Raw genomic sequence first — 20587 nt, forward strand, 5'->3', positions numbered from 1 at the left:
TTCTATTTAGGAAAGTACCTTCTTTTAAGATTAAAAGATGTTTCTATCGTTTTCGAAGGCCTTTGGACAAAGTTTTCCTGTATGATTACCGAGTGATTTTTTAGAGATGCTGGTTGTGACGGTAGTCACAACCAGCATCTCTTTTTTCTGTAATCTTATGGCGTTTGTCTTTCCGTCACCCTCCTGTAACTCTTAGAAACAGGTAAGTTCGTTTGTGGATAACTCGAGAAAAAATTTCTTATTCTGGGAGAAAGCTCATGAAGATACAATTTCATTCGCTATTTTGCTTCTTTATTTAGAAACTGAGTACTACTTCTCTTTATTTCCACTAGTAATATATAAAATCTATTTTCTTTATACTTACTAATCGAATAGCCTTCTTAATACTACAGATGGTTTTATCCTTTTTTTACTTTGTACTACTCTTATAATTTAAGCAAAAGCTATGCTATATCTTAGAGTTAAGTACTACTCACTTAATTGATTGAAGTGTAAGGTGGCGACTCCAGCGGGATGAGCGAGAAAGTTGAGACCCACAGGGAGCGCAGCGAACGAGGAGGCTCGACCTCGCCCGCGGAAAGCGACCACCTGAAACGTAAATCAGTAGTATCATTTATTTATTCTTTCATCCACAAACTCAGTGGACAGGGAGCATCTTCAATATTTTTTTATCAAAAAAGAGGTAAACGATTTCGTTTACCTCTTCATTTTAAGATATAGTTTTTATTTCTACGTCCATTTCTCCACCTGGAGTTAGGATTTTCACTCGATCTCCCGTAGTCTTGCCAATTAGACCTTTAGCAATTGGAGAGTCATTGGAAATTAGACCTTCGATTGGATCAGCTTCTGCAGAACCTACGATTGTGTAAGTCTCTTCATCACCATCAGGAATTTCCACAAATGTTACTGTTTTACCAAGCGTAACGATGTCGTTATTCCCTTCTCCTTCGATCATGACCGCATTACGGATCATTGACTCTAGAGTTGAAATTCTACCCTCTACAAAGGCTTGGTCTTCTTTAGCTGAATCATACTCAGAGTTCTCTGATAGATCCCCAAAGCTTCTAGCAATTTTAATACGTTCTACTACCTCTTTACGTTTTACCGTTATTAAATGCGTTAATTCATCTTGTAATTTTTGTTTACCAGCAACGGTCATTGGATACTGTTTCTCTGTTGACACTCCCATACACTCCTTTAAATACACACTCAAAACTTTACCATGTATCATTCATATGCATCTAATCACAATGATATGAATTACATGAAATTATTGTCAATCTCAATCATCATATTATACAATAACATTCGTTTCAAGAATAGTTTTAATTTTTGTTACCATTAAATCGATCGCCACTTCATTTTGGCCACCTTCTGGAATAATTACATCTGCATATCTTTTAGTTGGCTCGATGAATTGGTTATGCATCGGACGAACTACATTTAAGTATTGATCTACAACAGAATCTACCGTACGTCCTCTTTCGTTAATATCACGTAAGATACGACGAATAATACGTAAGTCTGCATCTGTATCCACAAATAATTTGATATTCATCATATTCCGAAGTCGTTCATCTTCCAATACTAGAATACCTTCTAAAATAATTACGTCTTTAGGCTCAATTTTAATCGTTTCCGAAGAGCGAGTATGTTTTGCATAATCGTATACTGGCTTTTCAATTGCTTTATTGTCTAACAAATTGTGAATATGTTCAAGCAATAAGTCATTATCAAAAGCTAGAGGATGATCATAATTTGTATTAAGTCTCTCCTCAAACTTCAAGTGACTTTGATCTTTATAATAATAGTCTTGCTGTATTACTACAACTGAATGGTTCTTAAATACTTCACTTATAGCGTTTGTTACACTCGTTTTACCTGATCCTGATCCACCTGTGATCCCAATGATAAGAGGAGTTTTCTTCGTCATTATTTCATCCCTTTTCTCATCATATTATTTGGATATAATTTCTTAGTACATTTAAATTGAACAATCTGTAATGGATGTCTTGCTGCATCTAATAATTGTCCTTTTTCATCTGTAATTTCTTTTATAACCATTTCAACATTATCTATTTCTGGACCAAAAAACTCTACTTTGTCCCCAGGTTTAAAATAATTTCGTTGTTGCAATGTAACTATTTGTGTTTCTTCGTTATACTCTAACACAAGTCCCACAAAATCATAGCCTAATTTTTTGTCGTGTACCCCGTACATTTGTTGTTCAACTCCAGGTTCCGCCTCAAAAAACGCCGTATCAGCTTCCCGATTGGCACATTTTTCTAGTTCTGCGACCCAGCTAGATTCCATTTGGAAGTTTTCAGGATCAGCACAATATGCATCAATTACTTTGCGATAAACACTAACAACAGTAGCAATATAATGAATTGACTTCATACGGCCTTCAACTTTCAAAGAATCGATTCCTAATTCAATTAACCGAGGTATTGATTCCAATAACTTTAAATCTTTTGGACTCATCGCAAACGGGACTTCATCCTCCGTAAATAACGCTTGCTCTGCTCCGTCAGTTTGCTCATATAAATCATAATCCCAACGGCAGGATTGGCAACATCCGCCTCTATTTGAGTCACGGGCAGTCATATGATTGGAAAGTGTACACCTACCGCTGTATGCAATACACATTGCACCATGGACAAACGTTTCAATTTCGATATCTACTTTCTCTTTCATCAACTGAATTTCGTCTCCACTAGTTTCACGAGCGAGGACAACTCGATCAAGCCCTTCCTCTTTCCAATATTGCACAGCTTTCCAATTGGATAAGGATTGTTGCGTGCTTAAGTGAAGCTCTAGTTTGGGTGCTACATGTCTGCATGTCTCAATTATTAAAGGATCAGCAACAATAATACCTGTTACACCAGTGGATTCCACTGCTTGTAGATATTCTTCTAACCCATCCATATTTTCATTATGAGCAAAAATATTAGTAGTCACATACACTTTGGCATTATAGCGACTAGCAAATTCTACTCCTTCACGCATTTCTTCTATGGAAAAGTTCCCTGCATTTGAGCGAAGTCCAAATTCGCGCCCGCCTATAAACACAGCATCAGCACCATAGTGAACAGCAATTTTTAACTTTTCTAAGCTTCCCGCTGGTGCTAACAATTCAGGTTTTTTCGTAATGACACGTTTACCGTCAATTAGCTCACTTATTTTATCTAATTTTGTATTAAGCAAAGTAAAACCTACCCTTTCCTAACGGATTAATACACAGTTTCTTTAAAGAAAAAGCCAGTATCCAACGGTCTTAATGCTGGTTGGATTTCTTCTATTTTGTTATACAACTCTTTTTTACAAGCTTTATAGGCTGCTTTTGACTCATAATAGGCATCGATTGCTTGCCTGTAATAGCTCGTAACAGCCGTTACATAGGAAGGGTCTTGTAACACTCCATCAATTTTTAAGCTATCTATTTCAGCATCTAATAGCTCATCTAGTTCATCAATCATACACATATCGTTTGGACTGAAAATATGCGTCCCGTTGCTATCTTCATAAATCGGATATTTATTGGAACGTTCTTTGTCATGTAAGAACATATTTTTGTTTTTTGAGCGATTCTCTACTTCCAATGCTTTTTCTTGGAATAAGAAATAATTCCCTAAAAGTGAACGCTTCGATTGAAAAATACAAGTCATTCCATGTACTTGAACTTCTACTTGAACCGTCGCATTTTCTTTTACTTCTACTACCTCATCAAGACTTAGTTCTCTTGCAAGGACAGCTCTAGTAGAACCACGCTTTCCCCAGTAATTCGCTGTAAAATAGTTGGTTGCAGTTTGTTCCGTATTCCAATGTAGGGGAATAGTTACCTCTGCTTCACGTCTAGCGATAATGACAGCCGGATCTCCAAACACAATGCCGTCTACACCAATCTCTTGAAGTCTTTTCATGTAAGGAGCCAGTGCTTCCAATTTGTCATTATGAAACAGAGCGTTCATCGCAACATATAATTTTTTGTTTTGTTTGGATGTGAGAACTCTTGCTGTTGCAATTTCATCTAATGTGAATTCTCCTGGAAGTCTAAGACCAAAAAACTGTTCACCAACTAAGAAAGCATCAGCTCCAGCTACCATTAATTCTTCTATATGACTAATACTTGCAGGTGTAACTAATAATTCTGTTTTGTTCATGTCTTTCACCTCTTAATACTTACTAACATACCATCTCCAACAGGTAGGAATGCTGTATCATAATCTGGATGATTCATTAGCCACTCCATAAATTGATGTTGGTTTCTGACCATTGTTCTTTTTCTTCTAGGTACTTCACTCATCGGTAACTCGGACAAGCCATTTAACAATAAATTATCACAATAAATAACGCCACCATCATTCAAAAATGGGGCATACTTTTCGAAGAAATTTTTGTATTGACCTTTCGCTGCATCAATAAAGATAGCATCAAAAGTGAAATCTCCCAGCTCTGTTGCTGAAATCTCTAACGCATCTCCTATAATTACTTGAATACGATGTTGTAAATCTGCCCGTTGCATATAATCTTTTGCTAGTTCTGCCTTAGCTTCATCTCGCTCAATAGTCACAATTGATGCTTCTTCAAGTTTAGTTGCCATTCGCATGGAAGAATAACCGATAGCAGTTCCAAGTTCTAAAATAGACTTTGGCTGTTGTAAAGAAAGGAGCTGCAATAGCGATTCCATACCCATTAGTTGCATGATAGGCACATGATTATCTTTTGCATATTGTTCCATTTCCAAAAAAATAGCGGATCGAGGTTTTATCAGATCCTTTAAAAAATCATCACTAATATTCATCTAGACTAACCCCTTTAGGTCAATAAAATAGTAATCCCTATTATGTAAAAAAACAACTCTTATAATAACATAGCAGGAGAAGGAATGCGACACACTCCCTCTCCTGCACAATTTTTATTTTAAAAATTCGTCGATTTTTTGAAGATGTTCATCATAGGTTTTAGAAAAGTGATTAGTTCCTTCTTTGTCTGCCAAGAAGTAAAAATAATCTGTATCGCTTGGATCAAGTGTTGCTTCTATAGATGATTTACCAGCATTTGCGATGGGTCCGGGCGGTAATCCTTGGTTTTGATACGTGTTATAAGGATTATCAAACTCTAAGTCTTCAAAAAGCACACGATCTTTATGTGTCCCTTTAGCGTATAGGACAGTTGGATCTGTTTGTAAAGGCATCCCATCTTCTATACGGTTATAAAAGACACTCGCAATTGTTGCTCGATCTGTTTGGGCTGTAGCCTCTTCCTCTAATAAAGACGCAAAAGTTAATAACCAGTGAACAGATTTTTCCTCTGCTTGTAATATATCTACGTAAGATGTTACTACTTTATCGGTATTAGAGAGCATCATATCTACTATTGTCTCAATAGAAGGGTTTTCCTCAAAAAACGGATAGGTCGCAGGGAACAGATATCCTTCTAATGCATAGCGTACATTTTCTCCTTTAATCTCTGGTCCTAGAACGTTTGGATATTTAACCATCATTCGATCTACAAATTCCTCACTTGTTACAAGTGAAAAGAAATCATCTGCAGAATGCTTAGTTTTCTTTTCAATAACTTGTCCAATTTGTTCAAGTGTCAATCCTTCTGGAATTGTCAACGCGAATACCGGTTCTCTGTAAACTTTACCAGTTTTTAAGCTTTCAATAATTTCGTCTAAAGTCATTGCTTTTGTTAAACTATACTCCCCAGCCTGAAACTGAGATTCATTGTTAAACTTTGCATAATACTTAAAGATCTTTGCATCTTTTATAATTCCGCTTTTTTCTAATGCACTGGAAATATTATCTAAGCCCGATCCAATTGGAATATCAACGGTTATAGTCTCTTCGGAATTAGGGTCTAAAGGTTGGAGCGCTGATTCTACATAATTATAGATAACTAGACCAGCTATCCCTCCGATGATAATTACAAGGAAAGTTATAATTAGAACAATCTTTCTCACAAGTTTCACTTCTTTTTTCTTACTTTTCATTTTCTTAAACATAATATCTTTTTTTGTTTCATTTTCCACGGGTTCTCCCCCTTTATCCTATCTCATTATACAAGAAAATATATAAAAGAACAAAAGCGCACAAATCATCTACTATAATCTACCGTGTGTAATGAGCTTGACGCTTTTAGAGAATCTTGACATATAGTAGATTTTTTTCTCTTTTGTGATTATGGTTACCACTATTCACCACAGGCTAGAATGTGTAAATAGCTAATTATGTACAGAACAATTAAACAAAGAAAAAGGTGAATGAGGCTTCCCTCATCCACCTGAATAGATAGTCTTATTCTTCGTCTTCTTCGTCTTCTTGTTCATCTAAAAATGTACTTAACATTTCTTCGATCATATCCCATTCAGCATCGGACTCGACTGGAAGTAATTCTCCGTCTTCTCCATCTTCATTTGGAGTAAATGATGATGCATGAATTTCGATTTCTTCATTTTCATCTTCTTCTGCACCGATTGGATAATAAAGTACATATGATTTTTCAAATTCATCAGATTCAAATGTAAATAGCACGTTACAAAGTTGTTCATTTCCATTTTCATCTACAATTGTAATATTTTCTTGACCGTGGTCCATTTGTAGTCACCTCATCTATTTTTTCTATCAAGAAAGCCTTGTAAAATCATTACAGCGGCCATCTTGTCGATCACTAACTTACGCTTCTTACGGCTCACATCAGCATCTATTAACATACGTTCTGCAGCCATCGTTGTCAATCGTTCATCCCATAAAGTTACTGGGAAATGATATTTCTCGGTTAATAGCTTAGCATATTGTTCGGATGCCTCAGCACGTGGACCAATAGAATTATTCATGTTTTTTGGAAATCCAACAACAAATTCTGTTACATTATGCTCTTTTACGAGTTCATCAATTCGTTCCAGACCAAACTCTAAGCTTTCTTCATGTATTTTTATTGTTTCTATACCTTGTGCAGTCCAACCAAATGCATCACTGATTGCTACTCCAACAGTACGAGAACCAACATCTAACCCCATAATTCGCATCATTAAGCCTCATTATTTTTCTTAATATAGAACTTTACCAGTTCTTCTAATATTTCATCTCGTTCAAGTTTTCGAATCATATTTCGTGCATCTTGATGGCGAGGAATATAAGCTGGATCACCTGACAATAAATAGCCTACAATTTGATTGATAGAATTATACCCTTTTTCTTCTAGTGCAGAGTGAACTTGTACCATCACATGTTTTACTTCTTGTTCCATCGATTCTTCAGGGAAATTAAATTTCATCGTTTTATCAAATGAGCTCATGATCAGCACCTCGCTTTCTTTTTTAAGTGAGTAAACTAATGTACCTATTGTATTAGTATACCCTATTTTGGAAAAAGTTTAAACAGATTTAATATATTCTACTACAGAACTTAAAGCTGCTTCTAATTTACTTGTATCTTTAGCACCAGCCATTGCGAAGTCCGGACGACCTCCACCTTTACCTCCACATTGCTCTGCCACTAGTTTGACGATATTCCCTGCATGATAGTTACCACCAACTATATCTTTTGTTACGCCTGCTGTAATCATGACTTTATCCCCATCGATTGCACCTAAAACAATTACCGCTTTTTCAAGCTTTTGTTTTAAATCATCCATCATTTGGCGTAATTGATTGTTATCTTTAGCGTCTACTTTTACGGATAATACAGTTATATCATTTACTTTTTGTGCCGATGACAGAACGGATGAAGCTTGGCTATTGGCAATTTTCGCTGAAAGAGACTCATTGTCTTTTTGAACATTTTTTAGCTCTTGAAGTGTTTGAGTAACTTTATTCACTAAATCTTTAGGTTGTGCTTTTAGTAAATTTGCTGCTTCATTTAACATTTGCTCTTCTTCTTTTAATATTTCGAAAGCACCTTTACCAGTTACCGCTTCTATACGTCTTGTTCCTGCTCCAATCCCACTTTCAGAAAGGATTTTAAAGATTCCTATTTCAGAGGTGTTCTGGACGTGAATACCACCACATAGTTCTAATGAGAAATCTCCCATTTTCACCACTCTTACTATATCACCATATTTTTCACCGAATAAGGCCATTGCACCCATTTGTTTTGCTTCATCAATATTATGGTATCCGGTAACTACCGGGATATTATCCCACACTTTTTCATTTACTATACGTTCTATTTGTTCAATTTCTTCTTTTGTAACTTGTCCAAAATGAGAGAAGTCAAAACGTAAACGATCTGGACCAACATATGAACCCGCTTGGTTTACATGCGTTCCTAATACGTCTTTTAGCGCCTGATGTAAAATATGTGTAGCAGAATGATTTTTAATCGTATGTCCACGAAGTGAATTATCTACAGTTGCCATTACTTCTGCATCTGTAATAATTTCTCCTGATTCAATAACTACTGTGTGGAGATTTTGTCCATTGGGAGCTTTTTGCACATCTTTTACGTATCCTTTAAATGTATCATTTTGAATAACTCCATGATCGGCAATTTGCCCGCCACTTTCAGCGTAGAAAGGTGTTTGCGTTAATACTACTTTAACTTCTTCGCCTTCATGAGCTGATTTGACTAATACTTGATCACGAACAATCGAAGTAACTTTAGTAGCAACACTCATCGTATCGTATCCAACAAATTCACTTTCATCATGTAAATTGCTAAACACTTCCGACTGTACCTGCATAGAATCTATATTTTGACGTGCTGCACGAGCTCGAGAACGTTGTGCTTCCATTTCTGATTTGAAGCCTTCGTGGTCGACGGTCATATTCGCCTCTTCTGCATATTCTTCCGTTAATTCAATTGGGAAACCGTACGTGTCGTATAGAGTGAAAGTAGTCGTTCCTGGGATGTAAGATTCCCCTTTTGATTGCTGTTCCTCGATAACCTTTTCCAATATAGCTAGGCCGTCATGAAGTGTTTCATGGAATCTTTCTTCTTCATTTTTCATAACACGCATGATGAAATCTTGTTTTTCTGTTACTTCTGGGTAGAAGTCTTGCATAATTTCTCCAACTACTGGAACGAGCTCATGTAGGAATGGTTTTTCAATCCCTAATTGTTTTGCGAAACGAACTGCTCTACGAAGTAATCTTCTAAGGACATAACCTCTACCTTCATTGGATGGTAATGCACCGTCACCAATAGCAAAAGCTACTGTACGAACATGGTCAGCAATTACTTTGAATGCCGTATCATCCACATCATTTGCACGATATGACTTCCCAGAAATGTGTTCAGTTTGACGGATAATTGGCATAAACAAATCAGTATCAAAATTTGTTGGCACATCTTGTACTACGCTTGTAATACGCTCTAGGCCCATACCAGTATCAATATTTTGTTTTGGTAAAGGAGTATACGTATTATCTGGATTGTGATTGAATTCAGAGAACACTAAATTCCAAATCTCTAAATACCGGTCGTTCTCTCCACCTGGATATAATTCAGGATCGTTTAGGTCATTACCATAGCTTTCTCCACGATCATAGAAAATCTCTGAGTTCGGACCACTTGGACCTTCCCCAATATCCCAGAAGTTCCCTTCCAAACGAATAAGTCTCTCTTCCGGAATTCCAATTTCATCCTTCCAAATATTATATGCTTCTTCGTCCTCGGGATGAATCGTAATAGATAATTTTTCTGGTTCAAATGCCATCCACTTTGCATCCGTTAAAAACTCCCATGCATACTGGATCGCTTCTTTTTTAAAGTAGTCTCCAATAGAAAAGTTGCCTAGCATTTCAAAGAAAGTATGATGTCTTGCTGTCTTCCCAACGTTTTCAATATCATTTGTACGAATAGACTTTTGCGCATTTGTAATACGTGGATTTTCAGGTACTACACGTCCATCAAAATACTTTTTAAGTGTTGCTACACCACTATTTATCCATAGTAATGACGGGTCATTGATTGGTACAAGTGGAGCTGATGGTTCCTGGGAATGTCCTTTTTCGATAAAAAAGTCTAAATACATTTGTCTAATTTGAGCACCTGTTAATTGTTTCATGTTTAGTTCCTCCTAATGATTTGTATTAGTAAACTTTAAAGATTTAATTTAATGCTGACATTAAGAGACGGCTACTCTAGAAGGTAGTTTTCGCTCGAGACGAAAAACTAAAAGCAATAATTTTTTTTATAAATCCCATTTCGCCAGCAAACTATCTTCGACCGCGAGTACTCCCAATCACTTCACAAGTGATATCTAAAAACCAAAACAATAAAAAAAGCCCTCATCCCTAAAAAAGGGACGAAAGCTATTGTTTCGCGGTACCACCCTAGTTACACAGTAGATAATTCTACTTATGTCTCTCAAGAAGCCTTAACGCGGCCATACGACAGGTTTTAACTGCACTCAGGAGTAGCTTTCCTATTTGTTAGGTCAGTGAATTCTTTCAGCCAAGGAATCCATTTCTAGTCAGATAACAATTAGTACTTTCTCCGTCAACATTTTACTATATGCAATTGATTATAAAAAACAAATGGGCTTGTGTCAATTGTCTGTGTCCATAAATTGATACGGAGTGACACCATTCATCCCTATTAGAGGGTCAACTACATGATAATTCTCTGCAGTTAAACAGGTCAAATCTGTTTGATTCGCTTTAGTTTCAGTATCACTTTTTAACTCTTTCTCTTCTGCGGGTTCTGCTTCTTCTGTATGCGTTAAACGATCTTTTAATGTAGTCAATCGTTGAAGATCATCCGTTCGCTCTACTCCAAACTTAAATACTTCTGGGTCCCCACAAAGAATAAGGAAGTTTTTAGCGCGCGTAATTCCTGTATACAGTAAATTTCGTCTTAACATTTTCATATAGCTTCTCGTGATAGGCATAATAACCGTTTGAAATTCACTACCTTGTGACTTATGAACGGAGCAGCAATAAGCAAGTGTCAGCTGATTTAAATCATTTTTTTCATAGGTTACTTCATTACCATCAAATGACACAATTAGCATCTCTTTTTTCTCGACTGTTTCTGCAGCTTTAAATATACTAATAACTTCTCCCATATCGCCATTAAATACATGACTTTCTGGTTGATTGACGAGTTGAAGCACCTTATCCCCAATACGATAAATAGTTTCCCCAAAAATCATTTCTTTTCGTTTTCCATCCGTATTTGGGTTGACCATTTCTTGAATCATTTTATTAAGCGCGTCAATACCTGCAGGACCTCTATACATAGGAGCTAATACTTGCATATCTCGAATGGAAAGTCCTTTGGATAATGCACTTTTCAGTACTTGCTCTACTACTTTTGGGATTTGCTCTGTAGAAGCCTTAATGAACGAACGATCCTTTGTTTTGTCTAATAAGGATGCGGGAACCGTTCCTTGTTTCATCTCATGAGCAAGCTCTATAATCGATGATCCTTCAGCCTGGCGATAAATATCCTTTAGTTCTACAGTAGGGATTCGATTGGAGGCAAGTAAATCCTTTAATACCTGACCTGGTCCTACTGGCGGAAGTTGATCTTGGTCTCCTACAAAAATAACTTGAGCATCTTTTGGAATTGCTTTTAAGAGCTGATGTCCTAACCATGTATCTAACATAGAAGTTTCATCAATAATAATTAGTTTGCCTTCGATTTCTTTTCCTTCCACATCCGAATCCTCTTGACCAGTAAAGCCTAATAGCCGGTGAATAGTCATCGCTGGCAAGTCTGTCGATTCACTTAGACGCTTGGCTGCTCTACCCGTTGGAGCGGCTAATACTACCGGAAATGGTTTCTTGTCTTTCAACCATTCTTTTGGATCCAGAGACAGTCCATGTAGTTCTGCATATAGTTCAACGATTCCTCGAACTACCGTAGTTTTACCCGTACCAGGACCTCCAGTAAGTAAGGTCATACTTGCATTTAATGCCGTTTCAATCGCATTGATCTGTGTTGGAGCATATTGGACACCTAGACGTTCTTCGATACCTCCAAGATGCTTTTTCATCTCTGCTAAAGGAAACTGATGATGCGTGTCATTTTCGGCTAGTAGGGTTTCGATTTTGGAACCAATGCCAACTTCTGAATAATATAAAGACGGTATATAAAAACGATTCACTTCTCCGACAATACGATTTTCTTCTGCAAGTTCAATACAGCATTTAGTAATCGCATCATAAGGAATTTCTTCATGCTGAGCATTTTCTAGTAGCTTTTTAACAGATTCCAATAATTGCTCTGCATAAAGAAATACATGACCTTCCCCTAAGGAAGCTGTTTGAAGCAAATGGTAGATTGCTGCTTTAATACGATCTGGATGGTTTCCTTTAATCCCTAATTTATAGCCGAGCTCATCTGCTCGAACAAAACCTACTCCCTCTACCTCTTCAATTAGACGGAATGGATTCTTCGTAAGCACAGCAAGTGTTTCTTCTCGATATGCTTGATATATTTTCATAGCAATCTGAGGACCAAATCCCCATTCATTGAGTTGAATCATTACTTTTTCCAAGCCTAAATTTTGTTCCAGAACTGCACGTAGCGTCACTTTTTTATCTTCTGAAAGGCGAGGAACTACATCTAAGGCCTGCGGGTCCTCTAATATTTTGTTAATGGCATTTGTGCCTAGCTTTTTCACAATTAGTTCAGCAGTTTTGCGTCCAATCCCTGTGAACATATCACTGGAAAGATAATGAATAATTCCTTGTTCTGTCGCTGGTACTTCTTTTTGGAATGTTTCCACTTGAAATTGCACGCCATATTTCGGATGATTTTTAATATAACCAATGAATTTGTATGGTTCTTCAAGTACTAACGGAGGGAAATAACCAGATACAATTACTTCTTTTTCTGTGTAGGTAGTGTTAGTGGATTTTATTTTCAATTTGATGATAGAGAATAAGTTTTGAGGGTTATGAAAAATCGAAACGATAGGACGACCCGTAATAAATTGCTTTTCATTATTTATTTCGTTGGTCATACTACCGCCTCCAGAGTTTCATTAATTTCGTAGGGAAATCATGTCGTACACATAGCGTGCTTGATCATAATTGGGTTGTAAAGTAAAAGCTTCTTTTAAATGAGATAATGCAGCTTCAGTGTCAGAAGTTGAAACTGCATATAATACACCCAGATTATAGTGAGCATCTGCGTTTTCGGCATCTAACTGCACTATTTCTTTAAAGACAGGTTCTGCTTGTTCGAACATCTCTAAACTAGCAAGGGCAATACCATAAGATAATTTAATTTGTATATCTTCAGGAGCTAGCTCCGAAGCTCTTTGTAAATATGGTAGAGAAAGCTTTGTTAACCCTTCTTTTTCAAGACTTTTCCCAAGCATATAGTAGGCATCCGGTCCTTCAATTCCAGTTGCAATAGCTTTTTCATATAGCTTTGCAGCTTCCGCAAATCGCTCGGCATTGTAGTAAAGATTTGCAAGACTATAATAGGCTGTTGCTGCACCTTCATCTAAAGTAATTGCTTTTTGGAAAAACTTCTCTGCTCGCTCATCTTCGTTCATAGACGATAAAAGATTTCCAAAGTTAATATAACCAATTGCCTCATTTGGATTTTCTTCAATTGCTTTCGTAAAAAGCTCTACTGCTTTTTCATAATTTTCTTCTTGTATAGCTTGAATTCCTAATTCATTGTAATCCATACTATTACCTCCAGTTATCCGACATAATCCAGTTTAAGACCATCTTTGAATACTTCATCAATTGTAGCTCCACCTAGACATTCATCGCCTTGATAGAACACAACCGCTTGTCCTGGTGTTATTGCGCGAACTGGCTCATCAAATATAACTCTCACTCGGTTATTATCTATCAATTCTACAAACACACCTATATCCTCTTGACGATAACGGAATTTCGCAGTTGCTTTAAAAGATTGTGGCTTTTCTAATGTAGTCGTAAAAGATAAATCAGTTGCAGTTAGGCTAGTAGAAAACAGTGCGTCATTGTTAATGTTTTGTCCAACTAACAGGACATTTCTGTCCAAATCTTTTCCAATTACAAACCAGGGATCCCCTGAACCACCGATTCCAAGACCATGACGTTGTCCAATTGTGTAATACATTAAACCATCATGTTGTCCCATTACTTTCCCATCCATCGTTTCCATAGCACCTTGTTGAGCAGGAAGATATTGGCTCAAGAATTCTTTGAAATTTCTTTCCCCGATAAAACAAATACCCGTGGAATCTTTTTTAGTTGCAGTAGCAAGACCTTGCTCTAATGCAATTTCACGGACTTTTTTCTTTTCTAAGTGCCCAATTGGGAACATCACTTTTTCTAATTGTTCTTGATTTAATTGATTTAAGAAATAAGTTTGATCTTTATTGTTGTCTCTTCCACGTAGCATACGAGTTTGTCCATCACGCACCTCTACTTGCGCATAGTGACCTGTTGCTAAATAATCTGCTCCTAGAGCTAATGCATGCTCTAAGAACGCTTTAAATTTAATTTCTTTATTACACATTACATCTGGGTTGGGAGTTCGACCTGCTTTATATTCTTCTAAGAAGTACGTGAAAACTTTATCCCAATATTGTTTTTCAAAGTTTACTGCATAATAAGGAATACCTATTTGATTGCAAACTTTTATCACGTCTTCATAATCTTCGGTTGCTGTACACATCCCGAATTCGTCGGTGTCATCCCAGTTTTTCATGAAAATGCCGATTACATCATAGCCTTGTTCTTTCAGTAAGTATGCTGCAACAGACGAGTCTACCCCGCCAGACATTCCAACTACTACTCGTGTATCTTCTATTTTTTTCATTGTATTCACTCATTTCGCTAAAATCTTTAACATCATGTAGTAATAGACAAACTCAAACTAAATGAAGTTAAACTTTTAGATGGGTTTGTTCTATAATACTATCTTGCTTATTTTGTTTGCCGCTTCCAACACTTGTTCTTCCGTATTATTCAATCCAAAGCTAAAACGAACCGAATTTCGTAACTCGGGTGTACTTCCCCCATACATCGCAACTAGTACATGGGATGGATCGATAGAACCTGCTGTACAAGCCGATCCACTTGAAGCATCAATACCAGCTAAATCTAATTGCACTAAAAAAGTTTCCACATCTGTATTAGGGATACTAATATTTACCACATGAGGAAGCACTGATTCCTGAGAACCATTAACCTGAAAAGGAACTTTAAGTCTTTCCAATTCAGATAGAAAAACTTGTTTTAACTGATTATATTCTAAGTTGCCATTTGTAAAAGTTGTTTGTTTCAATTGAACTGCCTTTGCAAATGCAACAATAGCCGGTACATTTTCGGTACCCGCCCGTTTTTTTCGTTCCTGCTGTCCTCCATAAAAAATAGGTTTTAACAAGATACCTTTTCTTTGATATAAGAAACCTATTCCTTTTGGTCCATTTATCTTATGGCTGGAAACACTCAATAAATCTATATGGGATGTAATCACGTCAATAGATAAACTACCATATGCTTGAACAGCATCTGTATGGAAATAGGCAGGATGATCTTTCAATAATTCACCAATTTCCACGATTGGTTGAATAACCCCTACCTCATTATTTGCATACATAACGGAAACTAAAATAGTATCTTCTCTTAGTGAATTTTTCAAGTCATTGATACTGATCAATCCATTTTTATCGACTGGAAGATAAGTTACTTCAAAACCATCTTTTTCAAGCTGCTCACAAGCGTGAAGAACCGCATGATGCTCAATTTGAGTTGTAATTATATGGTTACCTTCGTTTTTTCTAGCGTAAGCAGTTCCAAAAACAGCGTAATTATCTGCTTCTGTGCCTCCACTAGTTATGGTAATTTCTGTTTCATGGGCTCCAATACTTTTAGCTAAAATTGTTCTTGCATCATCGACTTTTTTTCTGGCTTTTCTTCCAGTTTGATGAATACTAGATGGATTACCAAACACTTCTTTCATTTCAGCTGTATAGACTTCGATTACTTCCTCGGCCATTGGTGATGTGGCTGCATGATCCAAATATATTCTAGTCATTATAAACTCCTTATATATAAAACATATATCCAGGGTTCTCTGGATTTTCTTCCGTATATTTTGCTAAATCTTCTATTGTAGTTGTATCTAGCACATTTTTTACAGCGTCTCGAATACGCATCCACAACTCACGCTGTGGCGGGGCTTCCTCTTCAATTCCCTCAACGATTTGAATTGGTCCTTCCAATACGCGAATAACATCTCCTGCAGTTATTTCACTAGGTGTTTTTGAAAGCATATAACCACCGTATGCCCCTCTTACACTCTTCACAATTCCTGCGTTTCTAAGAGGTGATACAATCTGCTCTAAATACGCTTCAGATAAATTATATTCAGCAGCAATTTGTCTAAGTGCAATCGGACCTTCTCCGTACTGCTTTCCTAGAGCTACTATAATTGTTAAACCGTATCTTCCTTTTGTTGAAAATTTCAATATAATTCACCTCATAAGATTAAAAAATTCTTTCCCTAGTATAGCATAATTACACACTATATCGACTTCAAAATGACTTTTTAGACAATCTTCTATATAATAAAAGAACAAACGTACGAAAAAGGAGAGATCATTTTGCAAAATGAACCTTTAGCATATCGGATGAGACCTCAAACTATTGATGAACTAGCTGGACAACAGCATGTTGTTGGAGAAAACACAGCTTTATATAAAATGATAAAAAACGGACATGTTCCCTCTATGCTTTTATACGGCGATCCTGGAGTTGGCAAAACATCTCTTGCATTTGCTATTGCAGGTACGACAAAATTACCCTTTGTTGCGTTGAATGCCACTAAAGCTGGAAAAAAAGACGTGGAAGATGTAGTAGCTGATGCACGTATTAGCGGAAAAGTTATTTTGTTCTTAGACGAAATTCATCGTTTTAACAAGTTACAACAAGATACATTGCTTCCCCACGTGGAAAATGGATCGATTATTTTAATCGGTGCAACAACAGAAAATCCCTATCATGATGTAAACCCAGCGATCAGGTCACGTTGTGGAGAGATCAAACAACTCAAAAGACTAACAACCGATGATATAGATTTACTTTTAATGAGAGCTTTGGAAGATAACATAAAAGGACTTGGTCAACAGAACATTCAAATAACAGAGCAACAAAGAAAACTAATAGCCGATTCAGCAAACGGAGATGCCAGAAAAGCTTTAACTCTTTTAGAATCTACTATTTTTGCAAGTTTTGAAGAAAATGGTGTAACCATTGTGGAGGATTCCACATTGAAAAGTCTTGTGGATCGTGTAGGAGTTTTTGGGGATAAAAAAGGTTCTCATTTTTACAACCTACTATCAGCTTTACAGAAATCTGTCCGTGGTAGTGATACTGATGCGGCACTATACTATTTGGCACATCTATTAGAAAATGGTGATTTAGTAGCTGTATCCAGACGTTTACTCGTGATGAGTTATGAAGACATCGGCCTAGCTAATCCATCAGTAGGACCACAAGTATTAGCCGCTATTCAATCCGCTGAACGTTTAGGGTTACCAGAAGCAAGAATTCCATTAGCTAACGCAATAGTACTCATGTGTCTGTCGGAGAAATCCAATTCTGCATATTCCGCTTTAGATGCCGCAATAGCAAGTATTCATCAGGGGAAAACAGGCGATATTCCAAGTCATTTGAAAGATACACATTATGCAGGAGCTGCAGATTTAGGTCATGGCGGATATATTTATCCGCATGATTATAAAATCGGGACGTTTGGGGGTTGGGTCAATCAAACCTATTTGCCAGACAATTTAGTAGGAAGTTCGTTTTATAAACCGATCGAAGCTGGTGAAGAAAAACGATTGGCTGCTATTTACAAAAGATTAGAGAATTTTAAAACAGAAAAAAAATGAGATAATCGGGCATAAAGGCGCCCAGTCCGTAAAAAATAAAAGCGTAGATAGGCCATTGATTGGAGCGAAGAGCGGACGCTTTCCGTGGGCACGGCTTCAGCCGCTTCCCTCGCTACGCTCAGTCCAGGGTCTTCAGCTCGCGCTGTTCCCACTGGAGTCGCCACACTGCGCTCCAATCAATTAGATCCACTCAATCTGATCGGAAAATTGGATATAAAACCGCCTAAATATATATGTTTCATCTTAAAATAAGTAAGGCTGAAAGGGACTCATATAAAAGAAAATCCATTTTCTACATTCTACGTTACAGAATAATAGCCCAATACTACGCAGACTGTTTAATCCCTAGATTAACTTTGACTACTCTTTTTATCCACATGATAAGCTATGCTCTATCTTGTTGTTGAGTACTACCTACATAATTGATTGAAGTGAAAGGTGGCGACTTCTGCGGGATGAGTGAGACAGATGAGATATCACAGCGACGCGCTAGCGACGGTGATAGCTCATCGCTCACCCCGCGAAACGCGCCCACCTGTAACGGAAATCACAGTATTCCCATTCTTTTAAGTCCAATTTTATATTCTTTCTTAATCTTTAAAAAATCCAGTCCCCTTAAGAAAGGGACTGGATTTTTTATGGATTAAACACCCATTTTGCGTCTTGTATTACTTACCTTTTTAGTTTGTTGGCTTTTCATTTTCTGATTTCCTGTAGAACCGTTAAGGGAAGTTTTACCACCTGCAGCTTGATTCTTTTTGTCTTCAAGTTTTTGCTTTACAGCTTCTTGAAGGGTCATTTTCTTTTTAGGTGTTTCTTGGTTATTTGTTTCAGTCATCGTATTTCCCTCCTTTATATATACATTAAGTATAAGTCATCAGGAAAAAACTTCAAGCAATTACTGTACGCGTGTAATATGAATATCTTTTGTAATGTCATTTATAACCCAGCTTGCACATATTAAACCTACTGTAGAAGGAACAAATGCATTGGAAGACGGTGGCATTTTTGCTTTTCTAATAGTTGCTTCTGGCTTACCAACCGTTTCTACTACGTCTTCTCTCACAACAATAGGACTCTCATCCGAAAACACAACTGGTATACCTTTTGTAATGCGGTCTTCTTTTCGTAACTTTGTACGTATCACTTTTGCAATAGGGTCTGTATGAGTTTTAGAAATATCGACAATTTTAAAACGAGTAGGATCTGTTTTGTTAGCAGCACCCATACTTGAAATAATTTTGATATTACGTTTTAAACATTCTTTCATTAAATGAATTTTATAAATAATTGTATCTGACGCATCAATAACATAATCTATATTCATCGCAAAAAATTGTTCAAACGTTTCTTCCGTATAAAACATATGCATATCGATTACTTCACATTCTGGATTAATGTCAGCAATACGCTCTTTCATCACTTCAGATTTTGATCGACCTATTGTCGATATGTAAGCTACTAATTGGCGGTTAATATTAGTAATGTCTACATTATCTTTATCTACTAAAATAATACGACCAACACCACTTCTGGCGCATGCTTCTGCCGCGAAGGATCCAACTCCCCCTACACCTAAGATGGCTACTGTTGTATCTTTCAGTAATTCCACACCTTGCTTCCCTACCGCAAGTTCATTTCTAGAAAATTGATGTAACATAAAAAACACTCCATATAAATCAGATTAGTAGGATTAAATCCCAAGAAAAAACCTCCAGCAGATGCGCCAGAGGATATTGAAAAAATGATACGAATCCCAATTGTGCCGACAAATAGAGCGTATCGTTTTGAACCCGCAAGATGCAGGTGGGTGTCCTCTTTATTAATCTTGGCGTCCCGATTAAGGGCATGTCATTCATAATAAAAGTTAGACTCCCAACGATAAAATTGTTCGGTCAAAACTGATTGGCAAATTGCGAACACATCAGGATTCGTGTTATTTAGATAATAGCATATGAATTATAAAACTTCAATCATTTTATCGCCATATTTTCGTACTATTCTGAATAATAGGTAAATAGAATTATCAGTCTATACTTCTCCTAAAATTAAATTTTGCACCTTCAGTCGTAAGGTTAGTCCATCTCGAATATGATGCTTCATATAACAAAAATGGAGGACATGAATGAATTCCTTAAGTACATATTTCTTATTAGGGATATCCCTGGCAGCACCAATAGGACCTGTTAAAGCTACACTCTTAAATACTGGTATCAAAAACGGCTTTTTTCATGCATGGTTTTTTGGAATTGGTGCCATCTTAACCGACATAATTTATATGTTCATGGTTTATTTTGGTGTAGGTCAATTTATTGATTCCCCGTATATGCGAATATTTTTATGGAGTTTTGGTTTTTTTGTACTTATGTACACGGGCATCGAAAATTTACTGACTATAAATAATATTTCTATGGATCCTAAATTCCGTAAAATTGTTCGTTTACGTCACTCACTTCTGGCAGGTATACTAATGGCTTTTTTAAATCCGTTGACTATTTTATTTTGGTTAGGTATTTATGGATCTATTTTAGTTAGTGGCGGTGGTGAAATTTCTGGAATCGAAACGATTATTATTAGTATTGCTATTTTACTTGGTATCGCGCTAGTCGATTTCCTTATGGCTTTCTTTTCAAGTAGTTCACGAAACCTACTTTCCACTTCGGTATTAAAAGCTGTTTCATTCATTTCTTCTTTGTGTATGATAGGCTTCGGTATCTATTTTGGTATCCAAGCATTTCATGCACTATTTTAAAAAACTTTTGACGTATATTGTAACACGCAA

The 20587-nt window shown here is 36.7% G+C and carries 19 protein-coding genes, 1 other RNA gene and 1 other annotated feature; of the genes, 2 read left to right on the forward strand and 18 right to left on the reverse strand.

The genetic code is table 11. From position 1 onward, the window contains the following. Positions 1-709: 709 nt before the first annotated feature. The 15 genes from greA to cymR all read right to left on the reverse strand — a co-directional run bounded on the left by greA (position 710) and on the right by cymR (position 16380). Complete coding sequence (gene greA / locus MKX53_RS10815; protein WP_340762769.1) at positions 710-1183, reverse strand: transcription elongation factor GreA; 474 nt, start codon at positions 1181-1183, stop codon at positions 710-712. 111 nt (positions 1184-1294) lie between these two features. Then, a complete protein-coding gene (udk, locus tag MKX53_RS10820) occupies positions 1295-1933 on the reverse strand; it encodes a uridine kinase (RefSeq protein WP_093537060.1) in 639 nt (212 codons plus the stop codon). Continuing rightward, positions 1933-3207, reverse strand: coding sequence for a peptidase U32 family protein (locus MKX53_RS10825; protein WP_340911192.1), 1275 nt, complete (start codon positions 3205-3207; stop codon positions 1933-1935). The genes udk and MKX53_RS10825 overlap by 1 nt, the downstream gene beginning before the upstream one ends. A 26-nt stretch (positions 3208-3233) precedes the next feature. Next, on the reverse strand, positions 3234-4163 hold the full coding sequence (locus MKX53_RS10830; RefSeq protein WP_340911193.1) for a peptidase U32 family protein: 930 nt from the start codon (positions 4161-4163) through the stop codon (positions 3234-3236). 5 nt (positions 4164-4168) lie between these two features. Next, positions 4169-4804, reverse strand: coding sequence for an O-methyltransferase (locus MKX53_RS10835; protein WP_340911195.1), 636 nt, complete (start codon positions 4802-4804; stop codon positions 4169-4171). 114 nt (positions 4805-4918) lie between these two features. Then, positions 4919-6037, reverse strand: coding sequence for an endolytic transglycosylase MltG (gene mltG / locus MKX53_RS10840; protein WP_340830936.1), 1119 nt, complete (start codon positions 6035-6037; stop codon positions 4919-4921). A 265-nt stretch (positions 6038-6302) separates the two neighbouring features. Next, complete coding sequence (locus tag MKX53_RS10845) at positions 6303-6602, reverse strand: DUF1292 domain-containing protein (RefSeq protein ID WP_340911197.1); 300 nt, start codon at positions 6600-6602, stop codon at positions 6303-6305. An 11-nt stretch (positions 6603-6613) separates the two neighbouring features. Then, positions 6614-7033: a Holliday junction resolvase RuvX gene (gene ruvX / locus MKX53_RS10850; protein ID WP_093537054.1), complete on the reverse strand. Its 420-nt coding sequence runs from the start codon at positions 7031-7033 to the stop codon at positions 6614-6616. 2 nt (positions 7034-7035) lie between these two features. Further along, positions 7036-7302, reverse strand: a complete 267-nt coding sequence (locus tag MKX53_RS10855) for an IreB family regulatory phosphoprotein (RefSeq protein WP_093537053.1) — start codon at positions 7300-7302, stop codon at positions 7036-7038. Between the two features lie 78 nt (positions 7303-7380). Beyond that, on the reverse strand, positions 7381-10014 hold the full coding sequence (gene alaS, locus MKX53_RS10860) for an alanine--tRNA ligase (protein WP_340911200.1): 2634 nt from the start codon (positions 10012-10014) through the stop codon (positions 7381-7383). A gap of 233 nt (positions 10015-10247) precedes the next feature. Next, positions 10248-10461 (reverse strand) — a binding site (T-box leader). 36 nt (positions 10462-10497) lie between these two features. Continuing rightward, complete coding sequence (gene recD2, locus MKX53_RS10865; RefSeq protein ID WP_340911202.1) at positions 10498-12921, reverse strand: SF1B family DNA helicase RecD2; 2424 nt, start codon at positions 12919-12921, stop codon at positions 10498-10500. A 21-nt stretch (positions 12922-12942) separates the two neighbouring features. Further along, the gene (locus tag MKX53_RS10870) at positions 12943-13599 is read right to left on the reverse strand and encodes a tetratricopeptide repeat protein (RefSeq protein ID WP_093537050.1); all 657 of its coding nucleotides are present in this window, start codon (positions 13597-13599) and stop codon (positions 12943-12945) included. A 14-nt stretch (positions 13600-13613) separates the two neighbouring features. Next, a complete protein-coding gene (gene mnmA, locus MKX53_RS10875; RefSeq protein ID WP_093537049.1) occupies positions 13614-14726 on the reverse strand; it encodes a tRNA 2-thiouridine(34) synthase MnmA in 1113 nt (370 codons plus the stop codon). A 90-nt stretch (positions 14727-14816) separates the two neighbouring features. Further along, entirely contained in the window at positions 14817-15947 is a 1131-nt protein-coding gene (locus MKX53_RS10880; protein ID WP_340911204.1) for a cysteine desulfurase family protein, read from the reverse strand. A gap of 10 nt (positions 15948-15957) precedes the next feature. Beyond that, positions 15958-16380 carry a cysteine metabolism transcriptional regulator CymR gene (gene cymR, locus MKX53_RS10885; RefSeq protein WP_093537047.1) on the reverse strand — a complete coding sequence of 141 codons (423 nt, stop codon included), beginning with the start codon at positions 16378-16380 and terminating at the stop codon, positions 15958-15960. 135 nt (positions 16381-16515) lie between these two features. Between cymR and MKX53_RS10890 the strand changes: the two genes are divergently transcribed. Further along, the gene (locus tag MKX53_RS10890; RefSeq protein ID WP_340911207.1) at positions 16516-17805 is read left to right on the forward strand and encodes a replication-associated recombination protein A; all 1290 of its coding nucleotides are present in this window, start codon (positions 16516-16518) and stop codon (positions 17803-17805) included. Positions 17806-18448: 643 nt separating this feature from the next. Here MKX53_RS10890 and MKX53_RS10895 read toward each other — a convergent pair. From MKX53_RS10895 to ssrS, 3 genes are all read right to left on the reverse strand, one after another. Then, positions 18449-18643 carry a hypothetical protein gene (locus MKX53_RS10895; RefSeq protein WP_093537044.1) on the reverse strand — a complete coding sequence of 65 codons (195 nt, stop codon included), beginning with the start codon at positions 18641-18643 and terminating at the stop codon, positions 18449-18451. 60 nt (positions 18644-18703) lie between these two features. Next, positions 18704-19465, reverse strand: coding sequence for a tRNA threonylcarbamoyladenosine dehydratase (locus MKX53_RS10900; protein WP_093537043.1), 762 nt, complete (start codon positions 19463-19465; stop codon positions 18704-18706). Between the two features lie 89 nt (positions 19466-19554). Then, positions 19555-19739: non-coding RNA, 6S RNA (gene ssrS, locus MKX53_RS10905), on the reverse strand. 191 nt (positions 19740-19930) lie between these two features. Between ssrS and MKX53_RS10910 the strand changes: the two genes are divergently transcribed. Then, positions 19931-20557 carry a LysE family transporter gene (locus MKX53_RS10910; protein ID WP_340911211.1) on the forward strand — a complete coding sequence of 209 codons (627 nt, stop codon included), beginning with the start codon at positions 19931-19933 and terminating at the stop codon, positions 20555-20557. Positions 20558-20587: the final 30 nt, after the last annotated feature.

Origin of the sequence: Psychrobacillus sp. FSL K6-4615, assembly GCF_038008225.1 — a bacterium.
In the GTDB taxonomy this organism is placed as follows: Bacteria; Bacillota; Bacilli; order Bacillales_A; family Planococcaceae; genus Psychrobacillus; species Psychrobacillus psychrotolerans.